This is a genomic window from Nonomuraea sp. NPDC054003 (assembly GCF_055585125.1).
In genome coordinates, this window is the sequence record NZ_JBVJKR010000019.1 from 21218 (window position 1) to 43777 (window position 22560).

Consider the following 22560-nt stretch of genomic DNA (forward strand, 5'->3'; position numbering starts at 1 on the left):
TACTTCGAGCTGAACACCCCCAACGGCGCACGGCTGGTCTCGGCCGTCGCCGAATTCACCGGGCAGCCAGAACCCATCCGGCCCGATCTCGTCCGCGCCCTCCTCTCGGACGCCGGCATCGTCGCTGACCGGCTGTCGGCCACAGTTCTCCTATACCGGATCAAGGTCGTCGGAGACGGCGTTATAGACCGGCGGCTGCGGGAGGCTACGACGCCAGTGGCGGTAACCCTGCTTGATCTCGTCATGCACCCACCCGTCCTGTCCCAACAGATCCTTACCGTCGTCGAGAATCCATCCGTTCTCGAAGCGGCTATGGCCTTGGACAGCGACCTTCCCCTCGCCTGCACCAGCGGCCACCTGCGGGGAGTCGATCACGCCCTCCTCCAGCTCGCCTTCGACCAGAACATCGCCCTGCGGTACGCGGGTGACCTCGATGCCGACGGCTTTCAAATCGCCAACTACATTGCTCAGCACTACGGCGCTGAACTCGTGGTGATGGACGCGGAGATCATCGCCGAGGTCGGATCGGCACCCTCCGCGGTGCCACTCGGCCCTCACACTGATCCGACGTTGAAAGCAGCACATGGACTGCCCGAGTACGTCCTCTTCCAGGAACACGATGCCGTTCTCCGGCGCATCTTGACCGACCAGGAGTCGCCCATGAGATCGGAACCGACATGAGCGCTGCACCGCGTCAAGAGCAACCACGACAGCTCCGACCTGTGGTTGACGAGTTTCGTACCCGCAGTGAAATCATTCGGGCGGCCATCGGGAGAGCGCCCGACGGCGACGGTCTGTGGTTCTACGAGTGAGTTCTGTGCCAAGTTCGAACGAGTTCCGGTGCCAGTTGACGACCTCTGAAGTTCATGGTCACGAGCGATTTCTGGTACCGCCGAGAGACCTTGCAAAGGTTCAAACAGCAGCGAGGAGAACATGGGCGGTACCAGAAATCGCTGAGGATGAAGCCGCTTCAGGGCAGTGGCACCGACGCTCGTTCGAAGTCGGTACCAAGACTGGTTCGTAGGAACACGGTCTGGACCGAACAACAGCTCGCGACCTTCCTGGCCAGCATCGCGCAGAACCGCCTGTACGCCGCTTGATGGTTGGCTGCGCTGCGCCATCTGCAGCGGTGCGAGCCGGGCGGGCTGTGCTGGACGGACATCGACCTGCAGGCGGCGGAGCTGACGGTGGCACAGCAGCGGGTGCACGCCGACGGCCAGGTCGTGGTCGGCCCGCGGCCAGTGTTCGACGCCTCCGGAGCATGCCTATTCGTCCTCGACGTAGCCATGCCTGGCGATCTCCACGGACTCGAAGACTCTTGCCAGGTCACCTAGATTCTCAACCGCCTGCGCACTCGAGCAACCTCCTTGGTGAACGCCTTCAATCTGCGTTCGTCTACAGATATTTCTAAAGTTATCTCGATATGCCGCGGCGGCGGGTTGGGCATCGCAAGCCACGCGGGAATCTCTCCAAATTCCCGAATGACTCGATCCATGAAGAAGAGAATTTGACCTATGGGTTGTCCAAGGATTGCCGATAGCATATCCGCGGCCTGACGAAACTCGTCCGCATAGACCGTTCCTCGGACCTCACTTGCAAGATTGAGAAGATCTTCGCAAGTGGAGACTATGCGGCCAGCGAATTGCACGATGGTACCGACATCACCAGCGAATCCCGGCGGCCCAAAGGCGCGGACGTTTATGTCGGACGAAAAGATTGCATTTAGTCCCTTCGTTATCAGGAGTCCGTCATTTAATACCCCCTCAAGCTGAGCCAGAGATGACCGTCGGTCTAGATATCTGCCCGTTCGGCGCCCATAACCATTCTGATAGTCTCGCCACCTTAGATCTAGAGCGACACGCCCTTGCAAGAGCACGCCGGCGAAAAGTAGGTATTCCCAGGCGCGTGGCATCTGCTCGATCAGTGCCCGCTGCTCATTCGGGTTTCTGGGCACCCAATTTATTGCTAGCGGCTTCGGCGGGACGAGCGAATCCAAGCGCCTCATGACATCGTCAAGCTTATCGGCGACCTCGTTGGCCATAAGATTCGGGAAGAGCTCTCGCAGGCCCTTGAATCGCTGAAGTCTATCCGCAAAATACTCCGGCCCTCGCCAACTGACTTCAATACCAACGGCATTACCAGCTTGCACTATACTGGCGGCGATATGTTCCGGCATGGGATAGTTCGAAAGGAAGGTCCAGCGCTTTATATCCCAGGCCCGATCTTGCTTGAGCTGGATCGCCTTCTTCAGGTCGCCGGCCATCTTCGTCCTGATCTCGGCGTCAATGCTGCGGTTCTGCGCTCGCTTGAAACAGTGTGCGGCAAACATTCTCCGTTCGGACTTCAAGAAGCCGTCGTTTCCCCTATCGGGCCGGTCATCATCAATCGGAAGGAAGTCATCCCCATACTCTGCCTGCAGAACCGCATTGCACAGCCGGACAAAGTCCTGTGGGTTGGTTATGAGCTCAATCTGCGCCTGCAAGTTCACAGGCGGAATTGTACTAACTAAGCCACCAGAGATCTACATCGTTGGGATTTGCGACGCTTGTTCCGCTCGAGAACACGGTTTCGCGCTGCGATCTGGGGTTTTGCTGCGCGATCAGAGCGGCGGCTGCGACCATCGTCAGCCATTGTTGTCGCTTGTCTACCGGCGGGTGAAGGGCTTGTTCGGCCTGCTGGCGGTGCTGGTACGCGCTGATCTGTCCAAGGACGTTGTGGGGGCTTAAGAACTCGAGTACAGCAAACGCAGAGCCCTTCGCCCGGTGGAAGGAAGGGCTCTGAGGCGCCGAATGGCTGGTCCGGGCCACCTGGGATCACGTTCCGTGATCTTGTCGATAGTGGACGCCGTGACCTAGCGTCTGTTGGCTGAGGTGCCCACCTCCAGCTCATGCTGAAACGCCGGTAGCGCTGGGCCCTGACCGCCCTGCCCGACATCGAACCCGTCATTCTGGAGGCCATCGAAGCCTGCCCACCGCCTGGCCACCACTCAAGATCCGGCGCGACGAGCCGCGCTCCTTCTCACCCAGGCGAACCGCCTGCGCAACACCCGCCAGAACCAGAACGCCCTAATGCCTCTCAGCAGGCTGTCGATCTGTACGGCGAGCTGACCCAGCTCAACCTGAGTCCCCCCGCACTCCGGACACTTGACCTGGGATCGCCCTCGATGGAATGCGAGCCCTGGCTGGCGCGTCTGTCGTCGCGCACCGTGGGGGTGGAGGTGGGACAGATGACAAAGACTCGTGTGCAGGTCAGCAGGCGATGCGGCTGCGTGGATGCGGAAACAGGGCGTCAGCGAGGAATGACGTGTCCGCGTCTGCCGGTAGATGACGACCACGGCAGCTGGTATTTCGCGGTACAGGTACGCGGCCTGGACGGGCAGCGGCAGCGCGTCCGCCAGGGTGGATACGCTGACCCCGAGGAAGCGCAGGCGGCAGGCCGCGCCCTGGCCGCCGCCGATCGCGATAGGGCGGGGGCCGGATGCACGCTCGGACAGTGGCTGGCACGCTGGCTGGCCACCAAGGACGCCCTCCGTCCATCGACCCGGCAAGGCTACGCTGCACACATCCGCCTCTACCTCATCCCCTGCTTGGGACGGATCCTGCTCCACCAGCTCGCCTCCCGCGACGTCAACACACTGCTCGCGACGCTCGCATCCCACCCCTCGCCGACCGGCCGCCGGCTGTCGCCCGCGACGGTGGTGCGGATCCACGCCACCTTGCGGACCGCGCTGAACGCGGCGGTTCCCGCCCAGGTGATCCCGGTCAACCCCGCGAACGGCGCCGAACTGCCCCACCCGCGGCGGCCGCATCCGGTCGTCTGGACCGCCGGGCGGACAGCTCGCTGGCATCAGTCCGGAGAGCGTCCGGCGGTGGCGGTCTGGACCGAACAACAGCTCGCGACCTTCCTGTCCGGCATCGCGCAGGACCGTCTGTACGCCGCCTGGTGGCTGGCCGCGCTGCGCGGCCTGCGCCGGGGCGAGCTGGCCGGGCTGCGCTGGACCGACGTCGACCTGCAGGCCGCGGAGCTGACGGTGGCGCAGCAGCGAGTGCACGCCGACGGCCAGGTCGTGATCGGACCGCCGAAGAGCACCGCCAGCTGCCGGGTGGTGGCCCTGGACGCGGAGACCGTGCGGGTGCTGACCCGGCACCGCGAGCGGCAAGAGGAGTTGAGCGCGACGGCGGAGGCAGGCTGGCAGGACTCGGGATACGTGTTCATCACCGCGAACGGCGAGCCACTGCGACCGGACTACCTCACCAGCCGGTTCCGCCGGCTGGTGGCCGCCTCCGGGCTGCCGCCGATCCGGCTGCACGATCTGCGCCATGGCGCCGCCACGCTGGCGCTGGCCGCGCGCACCGATCTGAAGGTGGTGCAGGCGATGCTGGGGCATGCCACCATCGTGCTGACCGCCGACACCTACGTCTCGGTGCTGCCCGAGGTGGCCCACGAAGCCGCTCGGGAAACGGCCCTGGCTGGTGCTGAACGCCGCGTCCAAGCTGGGGCGTGGGCTCAGCGGCTGACTCAGCTTTGCCTCATATTTGCCCCATGCCGCCGTCGCCGCGACCGCGGCGTGAGTTTCCGCAGGTGGAGTGGCGCGCCCTGCAGGATTCGAACCTGCGACCGTCGGATTAGAAGTCCGATGCTCTGTCCAGCTGAGCTAAGGGCGCTCTCGCCTTATTGTGCATGATCCGGCGACGTGTCATGCACACGTTTTCCACCGTGTCAGCCCGCCCTCACCGCCCTCGTGCGCTCCTGTCCGTCACCTCCTCATCCCCAGATCCCCTCTCCCATCACCCTGAACTGCATGAAAAACCCCACGCGAGGGGGTGGGGGAGGGTCTAAGCTGTCGTGGCATGTTCGCGACGCTCCTGCATGAGATCCCCTTGCAGGGCGGGGATGTGACCGATGGCGTGGTGCGCGTCGGTGACACGGTGCGCAGGCCGGCGAGGTCGTCGACGCCTGCCGTGCATGCCCTGCTCCGCCATCTGGAAGCCGCAGGTTTCGGGGGAGCGCCGCGCGTACTCGGGTTCGACGCGCTGGGGCGTGAGGTGCTCACCTACCTGCCGGGTGCGACGGGGGTGAGTCCGGTGTCGGTCTCCGACGGCGCGCTGGCTGATCTGGCGCGGTTGTTACGCGGGTTCCACGACGCGGCCGAGGGGTTTCCGCTCGCGCCTGGCGGGTGGGACGGCGGGTCGAACGACGACGCGCCGCCGGAGGTGATCGGTCACTGCGATCTGACGCCGGCCAACGTGGTGTTCGCGGACGGGATCCCGTCCGCCATGATCGATTTCGATCAGGCGCGGCCGACGACGCGGGTGTTCGACGTGGTGACGACGTTGCGTCACTGGGCGCCGATCGCGGATCCGGTCGATCGGCATCCGTTGCTGCGCGGGGTGGACGTGGGGGAGCGGCTGCGGCTGTTCTGTGACGCGTACGGGTTGCGGCCGAGGGAGCGGCGGCGGCTGCTGGAGGTGGCGCGGTTGCGGTTCCATCGCTCGTACGAGGTGATGAAGGCGCGGGCGGCGGGCGGCGGGAGTTGGGCGACGCTGTGGGACGGTGGCGCGGGTGAGCGGATCCGGCGGGCATCGGCCTGGCTGGACGCGCACGAGGACTGGCTGCGGGCGCACCTGGTCTGACCCCGCAAGGACCTTCCGAAAGGACCGTTCGCCGGGACTCCGCCGAGGAACCTCCGCCAGAACCCCCCGGAACCCTCCGCCAAGGCTGTCCGCCAGGATGTCCTCCATGAGATCTGGTCGTGCCGCCGGGCTGGCGCTGGGGGTGATGCTGGACGCCGTGTTCGCCGACCCCAGGAGGGGGCATCCGGTCGCGTTGTTCGGGCGGGCCGCGTCCTGGTTCGAGGGCAGGGTGTACGGGGACGCGCGGGTGAACGGCGTGGGGTACGTGGCGGTCTGCGTGGGGGTGGCGGCCGGGGCCGGGTTGCTGGCGGAGCGGGCCCGGAGCCCGCTGGCGCGCACGGTGTCGACCGCGGCGGCCACCTGGGCGGTGCTGGGCGCGACGACGCTGGCGCGGGAGGGGGCCTGCATGGCGTCCGCTCTGGAGGCCGGAGATCTGGAGGCGGCGAGGGAGCGGCTGCCGCATCTGTGCGGGCGCGACCCGTCGGGGCTGAAGGCGCCGGAGCTGGCCAGGGCGACGGTGGAATCGCTGGCCGAGAACACCTCCGACGCGGTGGTGGCGCCGCTGTTCTGGGGGGTGGTGGCGGGGGTGCCGGGGCTGCTGGCCTACCGGGTGGTCAACACGCTGGACGCCATGGTGGGTCACCGGTCGCCGCGGTACGAGCGGTTCGGGTGGGCGGCGGCGCGGCTGGACGACGTGGCCAACTACGTGCCGGCCCGGCTCACGGGGCTGATCACCGTGCTGGCCGCGCCGGACCGGCGGCGGGCGCTGGCCGTGCTGGCGCGCGACGGGCACCGTCATCCGAGCCCGAACGCCGGGCGGTGCGAGGCCGCCTTCGCGGGCGCGCTCGACGTCACGCTCGGCGGCGCCAACGTGTACGGCGGCAGGGTGGAGCACCGGCCGGCCATGGGTGACGGGCCGCCGCCGGGCGTGGGCGACATCCGGCGGGCGGTGCGGCTGACCCGGGCGGTGAGCCTGGTGGCGGCCGGCGCGGCGGTGCTCGCCGCGTGGGGGATGGCGCGGCGGCGGGTCACATCAGCCGGTTGAGGTTGGCCACCAGCCAGAGGACGAACCCGGTGACGACGGCCATCCACAGCATGGACCTGGTGGCGTTGGCGGCCACCTGCCTGCGCGCGATGACCAGTCTCATCGCGTCACGCCACGCCTGGCGGGTGGCGACCAGCGTCTGGTAGCGGCGCCCGGCGATGAACAGCGCGATCGCGATGACGAGGAACAAGATGACGCGGCCGTCTGCGGCTTCCACGAGAGCCTCCTTCGACATCCACATGGAGTGAGGGCTCCGCAGCTTGATACACCCGTGAGGCGATCAGATCCGCTGGATGTTCGCGGGGGCGCGGTGGACGAGACGCAGGCCCAGCTCGACGAGGGTCCAGCCGAGGCGCCAGCTCATCGTGGGGCGGCTGTCGCGGGTGGCGCGCCAGTGGTCGGCGCGCTCCCGTAACTCGGCGTCGCGGATCTCCATGAGCCGCAGGTGGATGTCGGGGTGCATGGCCGTGACCTCCTCGGTCAGGGGCGGCGGGCGGGGAATCCGTACAGGTGGAGGTTGACGTTCTCGCGGCCTTCGGTGTCGCCGGCCTCGATGGCGGCCTCGCTGTGGCGCTGCCACCTCCTGACCACTTCCAGGAGCTCCTGGTTGAGCCCGTTCAGCTCGGCGGCGGTCAGGCGGGGCAGCGACTGCGAGCTGAAAGCGGCCGCGCGCCACTCGGGGGACCAGGCCGACTGCTCGTCGAGGTAGCGCTCGTACAGCTCGACGTGGTCGTGGAAGGCGGTGCGGGTGAACGCGGTGTAGGCGGCGGCCCGCTCGGGGGCGTCGCGGAAGTCCTTGTCCTGGACGCTGTAGTGGCGCATGACGAGCTGCCACCAGCGCTCGCGGCCGTCGCTGCTCTGCGGCTCGGCCTCCTCGATCACGCCGTGGGCGGCGAGCTTGCGTAGGTGGTAGCTGACCAGGGAGACCGCCTCGTCGACCTGGTCGGCGAGCTGGGACGCGGTGGCGACGCGGGCCTGGAAGAGGGCCCGGTAGAGCTTGAGGCGCAGGGGGTGGGCCATGGCCTTCAGCGTGTCCAGGTCGGTGATGCGCCTGCTCTCCATGGCGTCAGCCTAAATGGGAAGGATTAATTGCGCAACTTTTCTTTCCTATCTGGGGAAGAGCAAGGCGGGAGGGTGTGGCACCCTCCCGCCCTTGACGGGTCAGGAGTCGCGGGCCGCGTCCAGCACCTTCCGCGCGTCCCGCTCGAAGGAGGCGCGGGCGCCGAGCGTGAGCAGGCCGCCGATCACCATCACGGGGACCAGCGCGTACATGCCGGTCAGCAGCGAGCCGGTCCGCTCGGAGACGATGCCGACGATCAGCGAGCCGAACGCGCCGAAGCCGGCCATCAGCAGTTGCAGCACGGCGAAGCCGAGTCCCCGGGCGCTCGCCGGCACCACGTCCGCCAGGCAGGCGGTCATGTTGGGGATGGCGATCGACATCGAGGTGCTGGCGAGCACGGTCAGCACGGTCAGCCAGGCCAGCGAGTCCATCGACAGGGCGAGCGCCAGGATGAGCGCGCCGATCGTGATGCCGCCGCCGCCCGCGAGCAGGCGGCCGCCCTTGCGGGTGCCGTGCCACTTACGGCCCAGCCAGGAGCCGATGAGGGTGCCGCTCAGCGTGCCGGCCACCGTGATGAGGCCGCTCAGTGATCCGGCGACGGCGGTGTCCACACCGAACGAGCGCACCATGAGCGTGGTCATCCAGTAGAAGACGCCGGCCAGGCCCAGGGTGAGCAGGCCGAGCCCGACGCACACGAAGATCAGCGTGGGGATGCGGATCACCTGGCGGAGCTGGGTGCCGAACGGCACCTGGTCGTGCACGGGCACCTTGTCGGGCGTCGGCTCGGGCACGGGCTCGGCGTGCACGGTGGCCCGGGCCTCGGGGGCGGAGCCGGTGGCGACGAGCCGGTCCAGCTCGCCCCGGCGCGGCTCGCGCAGGAACCACACCAGCAGGGCGGTGAGCACGCCGGGGATGACCATGATGAGGAACGCCTGCCGCCAGCCCAGCTGCGCCGCGAGCACGCCGCCGATCAGGGTGCCGACGCCGCCCAGGTAGGTGGTGACGCGGACCAGCCCGTACGCCTTGGCCCGGCTGGAGGGCGGGTACCAGTCGGCGAGCAGGCTGCCCGAGGCCGGGTTGTCGATGTTCTCGGCGGCGGCGAGCAGCACCCGCATGCCGAAGAACATCGCGAAGCCGGTCGCCAGGCCGGAGCCCGCCGTGGCGATCGCCCAGATGAAGACGACGATGGCGATGATGCGGGTGCGGCTGCGGCGGTCGGCCAGGTATCCGGCGGGGATGGCGACGATGGCCCCGGCGATCGCGGCGGCGGTCGGGATCGCGCCCGCCGCGACGTCGCTGATTCCCCACTCCTTGATGATGTGCGGGAGGACCCCTGACAGGAGGTTGGCCTCGATGCGGTCGACCAGGCCGACGATGAAGAGCACGACGAGCGGCGTCCAGCCGAACGGTGCCTGTGACGTGGCGTCGATCCTGCCGGTACGAGGCGAGCCCAGCGTTCCGACCATGCCCCACCTTCCAGTAGATAACTCTAGAATCGCGTTCTAGTCAGAGTGGCAGAAGTCACAGGATTCGTAAATGGGCGATTTCAGGCGAATCACCGTTACGGTGGTCCGCGTGAGAGGGGCGCTGCTCGTCGCGGGCACCACATCAGACGCCGGCAAGAGCGTCGTCACCGCCGGGATCTGCCGCTGGCTGGCCCGGCGGGGCGTGCGCGTCGCCCCGTTCAAGGCCCAGAACATGTCGCTCAACTCGTACGTGACCGCGGACGGCGCCGAGATCGGCCGGGCCCAGGAGGTCCAGGCGCGGGCCGCCGGGCTGGAGCCGGTGGCCGACATGAACCCGATCCTGCTCAAACCGGGCAGCGACCGCCGCAGCCAGGTCGTGCTCATGGGCCGCCCGCTGACCGACGTGGACGCGACGGAGTACGGCGCGCTCAAGGACCGCCTGCGGACGGCGGCGCTGGAGTCGCTGGACCGGCTCAGGAACGCCTACGACGTGGTGGTGTGCGAGGGCGCGGGCAGCCCCGCCGAGATCAACCTGCGGGCCGGCGACCTCGCCAACATGGGCCTGGCCAGGGCCGCGAACCTGCCGGTGATCGTGGTCGGCGACATCGACAGGGGCGGGGTGTTCGCCGCCTTCTACGGCACGGTCGCGCTGCTGGACGCCGCGGACCAGGCGCTGGTCTCCGGGTTCGTGGTCAACAAGTTCAGGGGCGCGCGGGAGCTGCTCAGGCCGGGCCTGGACATGATCGAGGAGCTGACCGGGCGGCGCGTGTACGGGGTGCTGCCCTGGCTGGACGGGCTCTGGATGGACGTCGAGGACTCGCTCGCCCTCGACGGCCGCCGGGTGGTGACCGGGAAGCCGCACGGCAGGCAGACGCTGCGGGTGGCGGTGGTGCGGCTGCCGCGCGTCTCCAACTTCACCGACGTGGACGCGCTGGCCGCCGAGCCTGGCGTGGTGGTGCGGTTCGTGACTGGCCCGGCCGAGCTGGACGACGCCGACCTGGTGGTGCTGCCCGGCTCCCGCGCCACCGTCGCCGACCTGGCCTGGCTGCGCGAGCGCGGGCTGGCGGACGCGCTCGCCGCCCGCGCCGGGCCGGTGCTCGGCATCTGCGGCGGTTTCCAGATGCTGGCGAGGGAGATCGTGGACGAGGTCGAGTCGGGCGCCGGCCGGGTGGACGGGCTCGGGCTGCTGCCCGCGCGGGTGACGTTCGGGCCGGACAAGGTGCTCGGCAGGCCGTCCGGTCAGGCGTACGGGCATCCGGTGGACGCGTACGAGATCCACCACGGACGGGTCACGGTGGAGGGCGGCGAGCCGTTCCTGGACGGCTGCCGGGCCGCGAACGTGTGGGGCACGACCTGGCACGGCGCGCTGGAGAACGACGCGTTCCGTCGGGCCTTCCTGGCGGACGTGGCCGGGAGGGCGGGCCGCGCGTTCGAGCCCGACCCGGCCACCGACTTCGGCCGGTTGCGCGAGCGGCGCCTGGACGCGCTCGGGGACCTGGTGGAGCGGAACCTGGACACCGGGGCGCTGCTCGACCTGATCGGGAACGGCCCGCCGCAGGTGCCCGGCCTGCCGCCCGGAGCCCCGTGACCGTCAGCGGGGGTGGACCACGTCCGTCGCCGCGGCGATCATGGCAAGCACCGGGAAGATCGCCGAGGGCGGCACCCGGTAGACGCCGCGCTCCGGCTGCTCGACCAGCCCGGCCGAGCTGAGCGTCTTGAGATGGTGGTAGAGCTGGCCTTGCGAGGCCGGTGACAGCTCGGTCTGCAGCTCGGCCGCGGGCCGCGGGCCCCGCACGAGCAGTTGCAGGATGCGCAGCCGGGCGGGGTGGCCCGCCGCGGCCAGCACGGCCGCCATCGGACCGGCCGGCTGCTCGACCAGCCAGCCGGGCGGCCGGGCCATCTCCCAGCTCCACCGGTAGCCGCCGAACCTGGCATGCCCGCCGTACACCAGCTTGCCGGACTCCTCGACCTCGCCGCCGGGCTCGGGCGCCCGGCCCTCCAGGGCGGCGACCCGGGCCTCCAGCGCGGCCACGCGCTCCTCGATCGTCGTCACAAGCGAAAGATACCCCGGAAAACCGGAATTCCGGAGTCAGCGGTTGCCGGGTGCCGGAAGCGAACCGGCGCCGAACCTTCCGGAGCCCGCCGGTGACGGCGGCGGCCCCTGACAGGCACCATGGCGGGCATGACAGCAGTGGTGCGGGCCGAAGGGCTGACCAAGTACTACGGTAAGCGCCGGGGGCTGGAGGACCTCGACCTGGAGATCCAGCCGGGCGAGATCTTCGGCTACCTCGGGCCGAACGGTTCCGGCAAGACCACCACGATCCGGCTCATGCTCGACGTCATCCGGCCCACCCGCGGCACGGTGAGCGTCCTCGGCACCGGCTCGCGGGAGGCCGCCGTACGGGCCAGGATCGGCTACCTGCCGGGCGAGCTCGCCCTGGAGGGCAGGGAGAAGGCCCGCGACTACCTGGAGTTCCTCGGGAAGGTGCGCGGCGGGGTGCCCGCCGGCCGGATCGGCGCGCTGGCCGAGCGGCTCGACGCCGACCTGGGCGTGCCCATGGGGAAGCTCTCCAAGGGCAACAAGCAGAAGGTCGGGCTCATCCAGGCGTTCATGCACGAGCCCGAGTTCCTCATCCTCGACGAGCCGACCAGCGGCCTCGACCCGCTGGTGCAGCAGGAGTTCCTCGCCATGCTGCGGGAGGTGCGCGCCTCCGGGCGGACCGTGCTCATGTCCTCGCACGTGCTGGCCGAGGTGGAGCACGTCTCCGACCGGGTCGGCATCGTACGGGCCGGGCGGCTGGTCGCGGTGGAGAACGTGTCCGCGCTGCGTGAGAAGGCGGTGCGGCGGGTGGAGCTGCACTTCGACGCGCCCGTGCCGGCGGAGGCGTTCGACGGGCTGCCGGGGGTGCGGGACCTGCGGGTGGCGGGCGCGAGCGTGCGCTGCACGATCGACGGCCGGCCGGACGCGCTGATCAAGACCGCGGCCAGGTTCACCGTGGTGCACCTGGTCAGCGAGGAGCCGGACCTGGAGGAGATCTTCCTCACCTACTACAGCGACGAGGGGAGACACGATGATCGCCAAGACGTTGCGTGACTACCGGCGGGCCCTCATCGGCTGGACGATCGGGATCAGCGCCTTCATGGGCCTCTACCTGGCCGTGTACGGAAGCGTGAAGGAAAATCCCGAGGTGTACGGCCCGCAGGCGATGGCGAAGTTCCCCGGCGCGCTGAAGGACCTCATGGGCGGCATGGAGGACTTCACCAGCGGCGCCGGCTACCTGCAGTCGGTCGTCTACCAGCTCTTCGTGCCGTTCCTCTTCCTGGCCTGCGCCATGCTCATCGCCAACCGGGCGCTCGCCCAGCCCGAGGAGGACGGCACGCTGGAGCTCGTCGTCACGCTGCCGATCGACCGCAAGCGGCTCGTCCTGGAGCGGTTCGCCGCCCTGGTGATCGGGCTGGGGGCGGTGGCGGCCATGACGCTGCTGGTCACCTGGGTGATGGCGGAGACGATGGAGATGGGGGTGCCGTTCGACCGGATACTCGCCGCGCACACCGGGGTCCTGCTGGTCGGGCTGTTCTTCGGGGCCGTCACCCTGGCCGTGGGCGCCGCCACCGGCCGCAAGGGCCCCGCCATGGCGGTCACCGGGGTGTGGGCGGTGCTCGGTTACGTCGTCGTCACCGTCGGGCGGAGCGTGGACGCCATCGCCTGGCTGAAGTGGCTGTCGCCGTTCCACTACTACGCCTCCGGCCAGCCGCTGCAGCAAGGGCTGCCGGTGGGGGAGTACCTGGTGCTGACCGGGGCCGCCGCGGTGCTGGCGCTCACCGCGGTGCTGGCCTTCGACCGGCGCGACGTGGGGGTGTGATGTCGCCGCGGGTGCCCGCCGAGCTGCTCGGCGGGCACCTCCGCACGCTGCGGGAGGCCGCCGGCACCGGCCGGCTGCCCGGCAGGGACGAACTGGACGCCTACCGCGCCGGCGGCCGCCGCGCCGCCGAGCTGGGCGTGCCGTTACGGCACCTGGTCGACGCCGCGCTGGCAGCCGCCGAGGGGCTGGCCGCGCCGTCGGTGCTGCCCGCGCTGCGCAAGGCCGTCGCCGCCCTCATGGAGGGGTACGAGAAGGCACAGCTCGCCGCGCTGCGCGAAGCCGAACGGGAACGCCGCGCGTTCGTCGACGACCTGCTCCACGGCAGGGCCGAGCGGCTGGCGGAACGGGCCGAGCACTTCGGGCTGCGCCTGGCCGAGTCGTACGTGGTGACCGTCGCCCGCGGGCTGGCCGGCACCGGCGCCGACGGCATCGAACGCGACCTGACCGAACGGTTCGGCTCGCACAACATCGTGGTCGCGGTACGGGACGGGCTGCTGGTGTGCGTGGTCCCGGCCACGCTCCCGGCGGCGGTCGGCGAGTTCACCCACCATGTGCGGTCCCGCTTCCCCGCCGGCTGGCGGGTCGGCGTCGGCAGGCCGCAGCGCGGGCCCGGCGGCATCGTCGCCTCCTACCGGGAGGCGGCCGGCGCCCTCGACCTGGCCGACCGGCTCGGCCTGAAGCACGACGTGGTCAAGGCCGCCGACCTGCTCGTCTTCCCCGTACTGCTGCGCGACAGGAGCGCGATGGAGGACCTGGTGACGAGCGTGCTCAGCCCGCTGCTGCACGCGCGCGGCGGGCACGAGCCGCTGCTGGAGACGCTGGAGGCGATCTTCGCCGCGCACGGCAACCAGACCGCCGCCGCGCGCCGGCTGGGCGTCAGCGCCCGCGCGGTCACGTACCGGCTGCAGCGCATCAACCGCCTGACCGGCTTCTCCCCTGACGACCCCACCCAGCGGTTCACGCTGGAGACGGCCGTGCTCGGCGCGCGCCTGCTCGACTGGCCCTGGGAACAGCCGGGCGGCGAGTGACATTCGACGGCGGGGCCGAAGTCGGTAAGCTTACGCGCCGTGAGCGGTGAAACCTCCCACATCGGGCGCTACAGGCTGGTGCGTGTGCTGGGCCGGGGTGGGATGGGCACGGTCCATCTCGCCGAGGACCCTTCCGGGCAGCAGGTCGCCATCAAGGTGATCAACCCCGAGCTGAGCCAGCACGAGCAGTTCCGCATGCGCTTCCGCAGGGAGGCGGACGCCGCGCGGCGGGTGCGGCGGTTCTGCACGGCGGCCGTGCTGGAGGCCGCGCTCGACGGCGACCAGCTCTACGTGGTCACCGAGTACGTTCCGGGGCCGAACCTGGAGGAGGCGGTGCGGCAGTCCGGGCCGCTCCGCGGGTCCAGCCTCGACGCGCTGGCCGTGAGCGTGGCGACCGCGCTGACCGCCATCCACGGGGCCGGGGTCGTGCACCGCGACCTGAAACCGTCCAACGTGCTGCTGTCGCCCGTCGGGCCCCGGGTGATCGACTTCGGCATCGCGCGGGCGCTCGACACCCTGGGCGGCGTCACCGGCACCGGGGAGCTGATCGGCACGCCCCGATACATGGCGCCCGAGGTGCTGCGCGGCGAGCCGGTTTCGCCGGCCTGCGACGTGTTCTCGTGGGGCTGCCTGGTGGCGTACGCCGCGAGCGGGCGGTCGCCGTTCCCCGGCGACACCCTGCCCGCGATCGTCTACCAGGTGCTCAACACCGAGCCGAGCCTGGACGAGGTCGAGCCGGGCCTGCGCGAGCTGGTCCGGGCCGCGCTGCACAAGAACCCCGCCATGCGCCCGACCGCGCAGCAGCTCCTCGACCACCTGGTGGGCCGGGCCGCCGGGCCGGAGCAGGTGGCGCACACCGTCCAGGTGGCCTGGCAGCAGGCGACCACGCCGGTCACCGCCGCGACCTCGTACGCGCCACGCGGCCCCGGCAGGGCCAAGCTCATCGCGGGCGCCAGCGCGGCGGCGGCGCTGCTGGTGACGGCAGGCGTCGTCGCGTGGGCGCTGATGCCGGGCGGGCCGCCCGAGATGTCGGTGCTCTACCGGGAGGATTTCACCCAGACGTCCGGCGGCTGGAACGGCAGGTACGACCCCTCCTCGGGCTCCAGCTACGGCTACCGCACCGACGGCACGTACGGGCTGGACGTGGAGCCGAACTACGAGGAGCGCTGGGCGGAGGCGGCCATCCCGTTCCTGACCAAGACGCCGACCGCCACCCCCGACCCGTCGGCGACCCCCACGCCGATGCTCCCCGAGACCGTCCTGGTCGCGGTGACCGCCGAGGTCAAGCAGGTGACCGGCTCGGGCGAGTACGGCGTCTACTGCCACGCGGCGGACGACGACACCTACTACGAGTTCGGTCTCGACACGGCCGGCAACGCCCGCGTCCGCCGCATCTACAACGGCTCCGGCGGCACCATGGCGGAGCCGGCGCAGGTCGGCGAGCTGAAGGGCAAGGTCCGCATCGAGGCCGCCTGCGAGCAGACCGGCAAGGCGGTGCGGCTCACCCTGTGGGTCAACGGCAAGAAGGTCGTGTCGGCCGACGACCCGAACGGCATCGGCAACGGCTCGGTCGGCATGTTCGCCCGCACGCCGAAGGACGAGAAGTCGGTGCTGAAGATGGCCTACGACGACTTCGAACTCCGCGGCACCGCCGCCCAGTCGTAGGCGACCGTCACCCCGTCAACGGCCGGAGGAGGGGAGGCGGGTGGTGGTGGCGGCGAGGTGGCGGAGTCCGGCTTCCGACGCGGAGCCGGGTTCGGCGGCGTACAGGTCGAGGCCCTGGAGCTCGGGGTCGCCCGGCAGGGACACCAGCTCGGCCGACAGGCGGAGTTCGCCCACCACGGGGTGGTCGAGGACGTAGTCGCGGTGGGTGGCGGCGGCGACGTGGTGCTCGGTCCACAGGGCGCGGAACTCGGGGCTCCGCTTGCAGACCGCGTCCACGTGCGCCATGACCCGCGGGTTCTCGGGGTAGCGGGCGGCCAGGACGCGGAGCCGGGCCACATGCTCCCGGGCGAGCCGGTGCCAGCCGTCGCCGTGCATGCGCCTGACGTCGTCGTCCAGGAAGATCAGGTGCCCGAGCGTCCGCCGCTCCTCGGGGATCGCGGCGAGGTCGGCGAAGACCGCGGCGGCGAGGGTGTTCCAGGCGATCACGTCGGCATGCCGGCCCAGGACGAGGGCCGGGGTGAGGACCAGGGAGTCGAGCAGTCGCTGCAGCCCCGGCCTGATCGGGTGCTGCGGGAAGTCGCGGCACCGGTGCGCCGGGTGGGCGAGCGCGTGCAGGTAGGACCGCTCGTCATCGCTGAGCCGGAGCACGTCGGCGATCGAGTCGAGGACCTCGGCCGAGACGTTCTGGCTGCGGCCCTGCTCCAGCCGGGTGTAGTGGGCGACGCTCACCCCGGCGAGCAGGGCCAGCTCCTCGCGGCGCAGCCCCGTCACCCGCCTGGTGCCGTTGGTCTTGAAGGGCAGCCCCGCCTCGTCCGGCCGCAGCCGCGCCCGTCGCGACTTGAGGAACTCGCTCAGCTCGACATCACGCTCCATAGGTCGCCAGCCTAAGCAAAGTTTGCGTACGCAGAACACGGGGCTGGCTGACGTCCGGGGCCGCGGCGAGGCTGACCGGCATGAGATTCGCGTTCCCCCTCGTCCTCCTCGGCCTGGGCAGCATGATCACCGCCCTGGACTTCACCGTCGTCTACGTCGCGCTCCCGCACATCGCGCGGGATGTCGGTTTCTCCCCGTACGCACTGCAATGGGTGGTGAGCGCGTACGCGGTGCCGTTCGGCGGCTTCCTGCTGCTCGGCGGCCGGCTGTCCGACCTGCTGGGCAGACGGCGGATGTTCGTGCTGGGCATGCTCCTGTACGGGGTCGCGTCCATGCTCGGCGGGCTGGCCACGGGGCCCGGCCCGCTGATCGCCGCCCGTGCGCTCCAGGGGCTGGGCGGGGCGGTGCTGCTGCCGGCCACGCTCTCGCTGGTCGTCACCATGTTCGACGAGGGCCCGGCCCGCAACCGGGCGATGACGGTGTGGGCGGTGTGCGGCGCGAGCGGGCTGAGCCTCGGCGCGCTGCTCGGCGGTGTGCTCACGGCGACGTTCGGCTGGCAGGCGGTCTTCTTCGTGAACGTGCCGATGGCCGCCGCCGGGATCGTGGCCGCCTTCGCCGTGCTGACCCCGGACGGTACGCGAAGGCCGGGCGGCTTCGACCTGCCCGGAGCGGTCACCGGCACCGCCGGTGTCACGGGGCTGGTGTTCGCCATCGCGCACGGCGCCCAGTGGGGCTGGACCTCGCCCGGCGTGATGGCGTCCCTGGCCGCCGCCGTCGTGCTGCTCGCCGGGTTCGTCGCGATCGAGGCGCGCAGCCGTAACCCGCTGCTGCCGCCGCGCCTGCTGGCGAACCCGCACACGCGCACTGCCACCGGGGTCATCCTGGTCTACGGCATGGCCCTGCAGTGCGTCCCGTACTTCCTCACCCTGCACTTCCAGGACGTGCTCGGGTACGACGCGATGCGGTCGGGCCTGGCGTTCCTCGGGCCGACGCTGGGCATCACGGCGGGCAACATCATCGGCGAGCGCCTGATCCCCCGGCTCGGGCTGCGCGGCACGCTGACCCTCAGCCTGCTCGTGGGCGCCGCCGGCACGGCGCTGCTGGCCTGGAGCCTGTCCGCCGACGGCTCCTATCTCGGCCTGCTGGCCGGGCTCGTCGTCTTCGGGCTGGGCTCGGGGCTGTCGTTCACCACCATGTTCATCCTCGCCACGACCGGCGTGGCCCCGCATGACCAGGGAGCGGTCTCGGGGCTGTCCTCCACCTTCCTTCAGACGGGCGGCAGCACGGGCCTGGCCGTGCTGGTGGCCGTGGCCTGGCGTGACACCACCGGCCTGACCGGCGAGGCGCTGCGTGCCGCCACAGTGGACGGGCTGCGTTCCGCGCTCTTCGTCGCCGCGGCGATCGCCGTGGTCGGTGTGGTGGCGGCGGGCAGAGTCCCCCGCCGGACGGCCGACGCGGTTTCCCGGTCCTGATCCCTCACCCTGAAGTCGAGGGGACCCCGCCCTCTGGCGGGGGAACCTCGTCGCCCTCTGAACCTCCATCAGGGGTGGCCCCGAAGGGGGCTTCTCCCCTCCGCAAGGCGAGAACCTGGTCCAGACCGAGCGCCGCGGGTGGCGCGTGCCTCGGGTGACCGGAGGCGATGGCCTGCCGGAAGGCTTGCTCGGCCGCTTCCAGCTCCCCCCGGCTGGCGAGCACTATCCCCAGATTCAAGGCGGCATGAGGCGCGCTGTCCGGATGGTTCGAAGCGATCACCCGCCGGAAGGCTTCGCCGGCGGCGCTCAGCTCCCCCGCATGGGCGAGCAGGGCCCCCAGGTTCAGTTCGGCCCTGGGCGCATGGTCGGGGTGGTAGGAGCGGATCGCCTGCCAGTAGGCGTCTTGCGCGGCGTCCAGATCTCCATGCTCTTCGAGCATTTTCCCGCAGACGAGTGCGGCGAGCGGTGCGGTGTGGGGATTACGCGAACGGATCACTTGGCGGAAGGCGTCTGTGGCGGCTTCGATCTTCCCCTGCTTGGAAAGCGCTATTCCCAGCTGAAGGGTGGCCATGGACGAACGATCGGCGTTCTGCGAGCGGGCCGCTTGCCGGAAGGCGTCCGCGGAGGCTTCCACCTCTCCCTGCCCAGCGAGCAGAATGCCCAGATAGCCCGCGGAGACGGCCGCCTCTTCACGGTGAGGTGAGGTAGCCGCCTTGCGCCCTGCCGCGATGGCGTGCTCTCGCTCCCCGCGGTTCTCGGCTCCGTACATGATCGCGCGCGCATCGGACGGGTCGACGATCGAGATGAGCTCGGGCCAGAGGCCCGGGTGGATGGGCCGGGCTCCTTCGTCGGCGGACACGATGTGGTCAAGAGCCTTCCACCCTGCCTCACCGTCGCCGGTGTCCGCGGTGAGCAGAGCGACCTGGGAGGAGACGGGGACGGCCGCCCAGGTGCGGAGGCCCTGCTGGAAGGTGTCCGGAGTGGCGGGCACGCCTGCCCGTATCGCCGGTAGATAGAGAGCGAACAGCCGCGAGAGCTCAGCGTCGGTGACAGAACGGGTGAGTCCCGCACGGCGGCAGTCGACCGCTGCTTGGACGATGGCGCAGCCGGCCGGATCGTCATCGGGCCCGGCCTTGTACTTGGCGAAGAGCTCGATCGCGCCGACGAGCGTCTCGGCGATGCTGCCTCGGAAGGTCTCCCCAGGGTAGAGGGCTTCGGCTTGCTCACGCTCGGCGTCGGTGGGCGGGCGGAAGACCAGTTCGTGGCCTTGGCCGTCGCGGTGCGCGCGGCTCAACGCCGTTCGGGCGACGCGCGTGCTGTCGGTACCCGACTTGAGGATCTGACCGCGCCTTCCGGCGGTCATGGTCGCGACCAGTACGGCCTGGCGGGCGACCGCGTCCAGCACGGCAGGCGTCAGGACTTCGAGGTCGGCGACGGTGATGTCGTCGAGGTGGACCACGGCCGGCCCCTCACCGGAGGGGAGAGCGTCTTCGGAGAGAGCGAGTTCCGCGAGAGCGGCTCCGCTGGCAGGCAGCAAGACGACGGTGTCTTCGGGGAACACCGCCCGGATGGCTTCGGCGGTGATACGGGACTTGCCCGCCTTGGTGTTCCCCCACACCAGCACGAACGGATAGGGCGGGCCGGGCGCGCTGAGGGCGTCACGGATCTGCGTGTCGTCAGGCTCGCGGGGGACATAGGGGTCGCGCCCGCTGGTGGTGTACTGGGTGGGAGTGACTCCGAAATCGGTGGCCGAGAGCTGACCGAGCCGGGGAAGCTCGCCGGCGCTTCCTCGCAGGACCCGGGTGGTGACGTACCGCCGCTTGTCGTCGAGTTCCTCCGCCGTCCGGGCCTTCCGCTCGGCGCGCGCCCCGATCAGGGGGAGAACGACGGAAAGGGCGGCGAGGAGGAGCACGATCCCGATGCAAGCGGTGATCACCGAGTCGGACTGACCGGGCAGTTGCATCAGCATGGTGGTGATGGCGAGAAGCGCGGCCTGGGTGGTGGTCGCGACGGTGATCCAGATCGTCAGGTGTCGCCGTGCCCACACCGCCAGTCTCGTGGCTGTCGAGCGTCGAGCATCCTCGCGGTCCGCCACCGCCCCTCCCCATGACCTCTGCCGTCATTTTCGGCAACCGGATCAGGAATCGGCCCGGAAGGAAGAGAACAGATACTCATCTGCAACATGGGTCCGAGCCGCCACGCTGTCCGCGCTCGGGCAGGGCATCGAGCCAGCGGATGAGGCGGTTTCCCTCCCTGGTCATGATCTCCGGGTCGCGCAGGGCGTTGGCCAGCAGGGACATGCCCTGGTAGGCGCCGACGAACGTGAGCGCGAGGTCGTCCGGGTGGGGCAGCCGTACCGGGCCGCGATGTCGCGCTGGCTGATCCACCCGGCGACCAGGGCCTTGAGAAGTTCGAGGGGGTCGGGCAGCCGGTCGAGCTCACCGGTGAGCCGGGCGAGGTGGTCGGCGCCGGCGCGTTGTTCCTGCTGATCTCCGGCGACTTCGTGGCGGCCGCCGACAGCCCGGGCGGCGTCATCGGCCGCGTCCTCGACGACGCCAGATCCGCTGGAGCCGGGCGGGTCGTGCTGCTGTCCTCCCAGGGAGTCGCGACCCGCCCCGGCTCGTCCTCCCACGGGAGCACAGCGCGGTCCATCGAGGACGCCGTCCGGCGGTCGGCAGACCCGCGCGGAGGCCCGCGCGCAGATGCTGCGGTTCATGCCCGAGCCCGTGGTCGAGACCACCCTGTCCATCATCGGCGAGCCCACCCCGGCCGAGCGGCGCGTCAGCCCCGACGTCGAGCGGCTCCTCGGCCGGGCGCCCCGCACGTTCGCCGAGTGGGCCCGGCGCAACGCCGCCGCCTTCCGGTAGCGGGCGACGGGTCAGAGGATGCCGGCCCGGGCGGCGGCCAGGGCGGCGTCGGCCGCCCGGTCCGCGTCCGCCGCCGTGGCCGGCTCATGGGTGACGAAGAGACGGTAGTAGATCGGCGCCACCGCGGCCCTGATCACCTCGTGGGCGTCGACCGCTGCGGGCAGCTCGCCGCGGTCGACGGCGCGGCGCACCACCTGGGCCGACTGCTCGTGGCGGGCCTGGAAGAAGTCGTGCAGCGCCAGGGCCGCCTCCGGGCTCTGCATGGCCGCCGCCACGAACGCCGACGACACCGGGCCCAGCTCCGGATCGGCGAACCCGCTCTGCACGAGCCTGGCCACCCCGCGCAGGTCGCTCTCGACGGCGCCGGTGTCGGGGACGGGCCAGGGCTCGTCGCGGGCCAGCTCCAGCGCGTCGGAGATCAGCCCTTCGACGCTGCCCCACCGCCGGTAGACGGTGGTCTTGTGGACCCCCGACCGTTCGGCGACGTTGTCCACGGTGAGCCCCCGGAACCCCTTCCCGGCCAGCTCGGCGAGGGTCGCCTGCCGTACGGCGTCGCGGACGCGGGCGCTGCGCCCGCCGGGTCGCTTACTGGGCTCCACGGCCACTCCTAAGGCAACTGGCGTTGCGTTTATTGTAGAACCCATGCCACACTAAAGCAACACAGGTTGCGATTGGAGCGTCGCGGCTTGGAACCCACGGGGGACCCTCATGTTGATCAAAATTTCCGAAGGAGCCCCGTACGGGGTCGCGACCGGCGCCGACGGGGCGGTCTGGTTCACGCTGGTGCACCAGGGGATGGTCGGGCGGCTGGTCCCCGGCGAGGAGCCGAGCTTCCACCGGCTCGACCCGGCCGGCGGCGGGCCGACGGTGATCGCGCCGGGGGCCGACGGGGCGATGTGGTTCACCGAGTACCAGGGCGACCGGGTCGGCCGCATCACCCCGGAGTTCGAGGTGACCTCGTACGAGGCCGAGGCTCCGTACGGAATGGCGGCCGGTCCCGACGGCGCGATGTGGTACACGTGCATGCGCTCCGACAAGATCGGCCGCATCGGCGCCGGCGGGGAGCGGGACGAGTTCGCGGTGCCGGTCGAGGGCGGGATGCCGTCGGGCATCGCGGCCGGGGCCGACGGGGCGCTCTGGTTCACGCTCAACCAGGCCGGGGCCGTCGGCCGGATCACGCCGGGCGGTGAGGTGACCGTCCACCCGCTGCCCACCGAGGGCGCGGCGCCGGTGCACATCACGGCGGGGCCCGACGGCGCGCTCTGGTTCGCGGAGATCGGCGCGGGCCAGGTCGGCCGCGTCGATCCGGCCGGGAAGGTCACCGAGCACCCGCTGCCCGACCGCGCCTGCCGGCCGCACGCGATCGTCACCGGGCCGGACGGCGCGCTCTGGTTCACCGAGTGGGCGGCGAACCGGCTCGGCCGCATCACGGTCGACGGCGCGATCAGTGAGTTCGAGCTGCCCGGGTCGGAGCCGCACGGCCTGACCACCGGACCCGACGACGCGATCTGGGTGGCGATGGAGTCCGGCGGACTCGCCAGGGTCATGCCGGACCGGCTCGCCGGACGGTTCGTAGTTGACTAGGGGC

The 22560-nt window shown here is 70.5% G+C and carries 21 protein-coding genes, 1 tRNA gene and 1 pseudogene; 12 read left to right on the forward strand and 11 right to left on the reverse strand.

What is annotated here, in order from left to right; all coding sequences use genetic code 11:
• Nucleotides 1-33 precede the first annotated feature (33 nt).
• Nucleotides 34-681: a DUF2399 domain-containing protein gene (locus ACZ6YG_RS37660; protein ID WP_466020681.1), complete on the forward strand. Its 648-nt coding sequence runs from the start codon at nucleotides 34-36 to the stop codon at nucleotides 679-681.
• 649 nt (nucleotides 682-1330) lie between these two features.
• Here the strand turns inward: ACZ6YG_RS37660 and ACZ6YG_RS37665 are convergent.
• Nucleotides 1331-2488, reverse strand: a complete 1158-nt coding sequence (locus ACZ6YG_RS37665; protein WP_466020614.1) for a hypothetical protein — start codon at nucleotides 2486-2488, stop codon at nucleotides 1331-1333.
• An 810-nt stretch (nucleotides 2489-3298) separates the two neighbouring features.
• Between ACZ6YG_RS37665 and ACZ6YG_RS37670 the strand changes: the two are divergent.
• A pseudogene (locus ACZ6YG_RS37670) lies at nucleotides 3299-4414 on the forward strand (tyrosine-type recombinase/integrase); the annotation flags it as partial.
• Nucleotides 4415-4587: 173 nt separating this feature from the next.
• Here the strand turns inward: ACZ6YG_RS37670 and ACZ6YG_RS37675 are convergent.
• A tRNA-Arg gene (locus tag ACZ6YG_RS37675) sits at nucleotides 4588-4664 on the reverse strand.
• A 186-nt stretch (nucleotides 4665-4850) separates the two neighbouring features.
• Between ACZ6YG_RS37675 and ACZ6YG_RS37680 the strand changes: the two genes are divergently transcribed.
• Together ACZ6YG_RS37680 and ACZ6YG_RS37685 are read left to right on the forward strand one after the other, a co-directional pair.
• Nucleotides 4851-5633 (forward strand): phosphotransferase, encoded by a 783-nt coding sequence (locus ACZ6YG_RS37680; RefSeq protein ID WP_466020615.1) that lies wholly within the window; start codon nucleotides 4851-4853, stop codon nucleotides 5631-5633.
• Nucleotides 5634-5739: 106 nt separating this feature from the next.
• Complete coding sequence (locus ACZ6YG_RS37685) at nucleotides 5740-6678, forward strand: cobalamin biosynthesis protein (protein WP_466020616.1); 939 nt, start codon at nucleotides 5740-5742, stop codon at nucleotides 6676-6678.
• On the opposite strand, the gene ACZ6YG_RS37690 is transcribed toward ACZ6YG_RS37685, so the two are convergent.
• The 4 genes from ACZ6YG_RS37690 to ACZ6YG_RS37705 form a co-directional block, all read right to left on the reverse strand.
• Nucleotides 6662-6895 carry a hypothetical protein gene (locus ACZ6YG_RS37690; RefSeq protein ID WP_148029841.1) on the reverse strand — a complete coding sequence of 78 codons (234 nt, stop codon included), beginning with the start codon at nucleotides 6893-6895 and terminating at the stop codon, nucleotides 6662-6664. The genes ACZ6YG_RS37685 and ACZ6YG_RS37690 overlap by 17 nt on opposite strands.
• Nucleotides 6896-6958: 63 nt before the next feature.
• Nucleotides 6959-7141, reverse strand: a complete 183-nt coding sequence (locus tag ACZ6YG_RS37695; protein WP_466020617.1) for a hypothetical protein — start codon at nucleotides 7139-7141, stop codon at nucleotides 6959-6961.
• 17 nt (nucleotides 7142-7158) lie between these two features.
• Entirely contained in the window at nucleotides 7159-7740 is a 582-nt protein-coding gene (locus ACZ6YG_RS37700; RefSeq protein ID WP_148029843.1) for a winged helix-turn-helix domain-containing protein, read from the reverse strand.
• A gap of 99 nt (nucleotides 7741-7839) precedes the next feature.
• Complete coding sequence (locus ACZ6YG_RS37705; RefSeq protein WP_466020618.1) at nucleotides 7840-9204, reverse strand: MFS transporter; 1365 nt, start codon at nucleotides 9202-9204, stop codon at nucleotides 7840-7842.
• A gap of 70 nt (nucleotides 9205-9274) precedes the next feature.
• Here ACZ6YG_RS37705 and ACZ6YG_RS37710 point away from each other — a divergent pair, with 70 nt between their 5' ends.
• Nucleotides 9275-10792, forward strand: coding sequence for a cobyric acid synthase (locus ACZ6YG_RS37710; protein WP_466020619.1), 1518 nt, complete (start codon nucleotides 9275-9277; stop codon nucleotides 10790-10792).
• A gap of 3 nt (nucleotides 10793-10795) precedes the next feature.
• On the opposite strand, the gene ACZ6YG_RS37715 is transcribed toward ACZ6YG_RS37710, so the two are convergent.
• Nucleotides 10796-11257 (reverse strand): ArsR/SmtB family transcription factor, encoded by a 462-nt coding sequence (locus ACZ6YG_RS37715; RefSeq protein WP_219548003.1) that lies wholly within the window; start codon nucleotides 11255-11257, stop codon nucleotides 10796-10798.
• Between the two features lie 129 nt (nucleotides 11258-11386).
• On the opposite strand from ACZ6YG_RS37715, the gene ACZ6YG_RS37720 reads away from it, so the two are divergent.
• The 4 genes from ACZ6YG_RS37720 to ACZ6YG_RS37735 are packed head-to-tail and all read left to right on the forward strand — an operon-like array spanning nucleotide 11387 to nucleotide 15760.
• Nucleotides 11387-12298, forward strand: a complete 912-nt coding sequence (locus ACZ6YG_RS37720) for an ABC transporter ATP-binding protein (RefSeq protein ID WP_148029847.1) — start codon at nucleotides 11387-11389, stop codon at nucleotides 12296-12298.
• Nucleotides 12276-13067, forward strand: a complete 792-nt coding sequence (locus tag ACZ6YG_RS37725; protein WP_148029848.1) for an ABC transporter permease subunit — start codon at nucleotides 12276-12278, stop codon at nucleotides 13065-13067. The genes ACZ6YG_RS37720 and ACZ6YG_RS37725 overlap by 23 nt, the downstream gene beginning before the upstream one ends.
• Nucleotides 13067-14095 (forward strand): PucR family transcriptional regulator, encoded by a 1029-nt coding sequence (locus tag ACZ6YG_RS37730; protein ID WP_466020620.1) that lies wholly within the window; start codon nucleotides 13067-13069, stop codon nucleotides 14093-14095. Before ACZ6YG_RS37725 ends, ACZ6YG_RS37730 begins: the two co-directional genes overlap by 1 nt.
• Nucleotides 14096-14134: 39 nt before the next feature.
• On the forward strand, nucleotides 14135-15760 hold the full coding sequence (locus tag ACZ6YG_RS37735; RefSeq protein WP_261808359.1) for a serine/threonine-protein kinase: 1626 nt from the start codon (nucleotides 14135-14137) through the stop codon (nucleotides 15758-15760).
• Nucleotides 15761-15775: 15 nt separating this feature from the next.
• Here the strand turns inward: ACZ6YG_RS37735 and ACZ6YG_RS37740 are convergent, their stop codons facing one another.
• The gene (locus ACZ6YG_RS37740; protein WP_364237670.1) at nucleotides 15776-16633 is read right to left on the reverse strand and encodes a helix-turn-helix domain-containing protein; all 858 of its coding nucleotides are present in this window, start codon (nucleotides 16631-16633) and stop codon (nucleotides 15776-15778) included.
• An 80-nt stretch (nucleotides 16634-16713) separates the two neighbouring features.
• On the opposite strand from ACZ6YG_RS37740, the gene ACZ6YG_RS37745 reads away from it, so the two are divergent.
• Nucleotides 16714-18105: an MFS transporter gene (locus tag ACZ6YG_RS37745; protein WP_148029851.1), complete on the forward strand. Its 1392-nt coding sequence runs from the start codon at nucleotides 16714-16716 to the stop codon at nucleotides 18103-18105.
• Between the two features lie 4 nt (nucleotides 18106-18109).
• On the opposite strand, the gene ACZ6YG_RS37750 is transcribed toward ACZ6YG_RS37745, so the two are convergent.
• Together ACZ6YG_RS37750 and ACZ6YG_RS37755 are read right to left on the reverse strand one after the other, a co-directional pair.
• Nucleotides 18110-20200, reverse strand: coding sequence for a tetratricopeptide repeat protein (locus ACZ6YG_RS37750; RefSeq protein ID WP_466020621.1), 2091 nt, complete (start codon nucleotides 20198-20200; stop codon nucleotides 18110-18112).
• A 76-nt stretch (nucleotides 20201-20276) separates the two neighbouring features.
• The gene (locus ACZ6YG_RS37755; protein ID WP_466020622.1) at nucleotides 20277-20492 is read right to left on the reverse strand and encodes a hypothetical protein; all 216 of its coding nucleotides are present in this window, start codon (nucleotides 20490-20492) and stop codon (nucleotides 20277-20279) included.
• Nucleotides 20493-20819: 327 nt separating this feature from the next.
• Between ACZ6YG_RS37755 and ACZ6YG_RS37760 the strand changes: the two genes are divergently transcribed.
• Nucleotides 20820-20972: a hypothetical protein gene (locus ACZ6YG_RS37760; protein ID WP_466020623.1), complete on the forward strand. Its 153-nt coding sequence runs from the start codon at nucleotides 20820-20822 to the stop codon at nucleotides 20970-20972.
• Between the two features lie 11 nt (nucleotides 20973-20983).
• Here ACZ6YG_RS37760 and ACZ6YG_RS37765 read toward each other — a convergent pair whose 3' ends face one another.
• A complete protein-coding gene (locus ACZ6YG_RS37765; protein ID WP_148029854.1) occupies nucleotides 20984-21571 on the reverse strand; it encodes a TetR/AcrR family transcriptional regulator in 588 nt (195 codons plus the stop codon).
• Between the two features lie 109 nt (nucleotides 21572-21680).
• On the opposite strand from ACZ6YG_RS37765, the gene ACZ6YG_RS37770 reads away from it, so the two are divergent.
• The gene (locus ACZ6YG_RS37770; protein WP_466020624.1) at nucleotides 21681-22556 is read left to right on the forward strand and encodes a Vgb family protein; all 876 of its coding nucleotides are present in this window, start codon (nucleotides 21681-21683) and stop codon (nucleotides 22554-22556) included.
• Nucleotides 22557-22560 lie beyond the last annotated feature (4 nt).

Bases quoted from the DNA above. Each gene is read 5' to 3' on its own strand.
- ACZ6YG_RS37680 (WP_466020615.1), top strand. From the start codon at position 4,851: ATGTTCGCGACGCTCCTGCATGAGATCCCCTTGCAGGGCGGGGATGTG.
- ACZ6YG_RS37685 (WP_466020616.1), top strand. From the start codon at position 5,740: ATGAGATCTGGTCGTGCCGCCGGGCTGGCGCTGGGGGTGATGCTGGAC.
- ACZ6YG_RS37695 (WP_466020617.1), bottom strand. From the start codon at position 7,141: ATGCACCCCGACATCCACCTGCGGCTCATGGAGATCCGCGACGCCGAG.
- ACZ6YG_RS37700 (WP_148029843.1), bottom strand. From the start codon at position 7,740: ATGGAGAGCAGGCGCATCACCGACCTGGACACGCTGAAGGCCATGGCC.
- ACZ6YG_RS37705 (WP_466020618.1), bottom strand. From the start codon at position 9,204: ATGGTCGGAACGCTGGGCTCGCCTCGTACCGGCAGGATCGACGCCACG.
- ACZ6YG_RS37710 (WP_466020619.1), top strand. From the start codon at position 9,275: ATGGGCGATTTCAGGCGAATCACCGTTACGGTGGTCCGCGTGAGAGGG.
- ACZ6YG_RS37720 (WP_148029847.1), top strand. From the start codon at position 11,387: ATGACAGCAGTGGTGCGGGCCGAAGGGCTGACCAAGTACTACGGTAAG.
- ACZ6YG_RS37725 (WP_148029848.1), top strand. From the start codon at position 12,276: ATGATCGCCAAGACGTTGCGTGACTACCGGCGGGCCCTCATCGGCTGG.
- ACZ6YG_RS37730 (WP_466020620.1), top strand. From the start codon at position 13,067: ATGTCGCCGCGGGTGCCCGCCGAGCTGCTCGGCGGGCACCTCCGCACG.
- ACZ6YG_RS37740 (WP_364237670.1), bottom strand. From the start codon at position 16,633: ATGGAGCGTGATGTCGAGCTGAGCGAGTTCCTCAAGTCGCGACGGGCG.
- ACZ6YG_RS37745 (WP_148029851.1), top strand. From the start codon at position 16,714: ATGAGATTCGCGTTCCCCCTCGTCCTCCTCGGCCTGGGCAGCATGATC.
- ACZ6YG_RS37760 (WP_466020623.1), top strand. From the start codon at position 20,820: ATGCCCGAGCCCGTGGTCGAGACCACCCTGTCCATCATCGGCGAGCCC.
- ACZ6YG_RS37770 (WP_466020624.1), top strand. From the start codon at position 21,681: ATGTTGATCAAAATTTCCGAAGGAGCCCCGTACGGGGTCGCGACCGGC.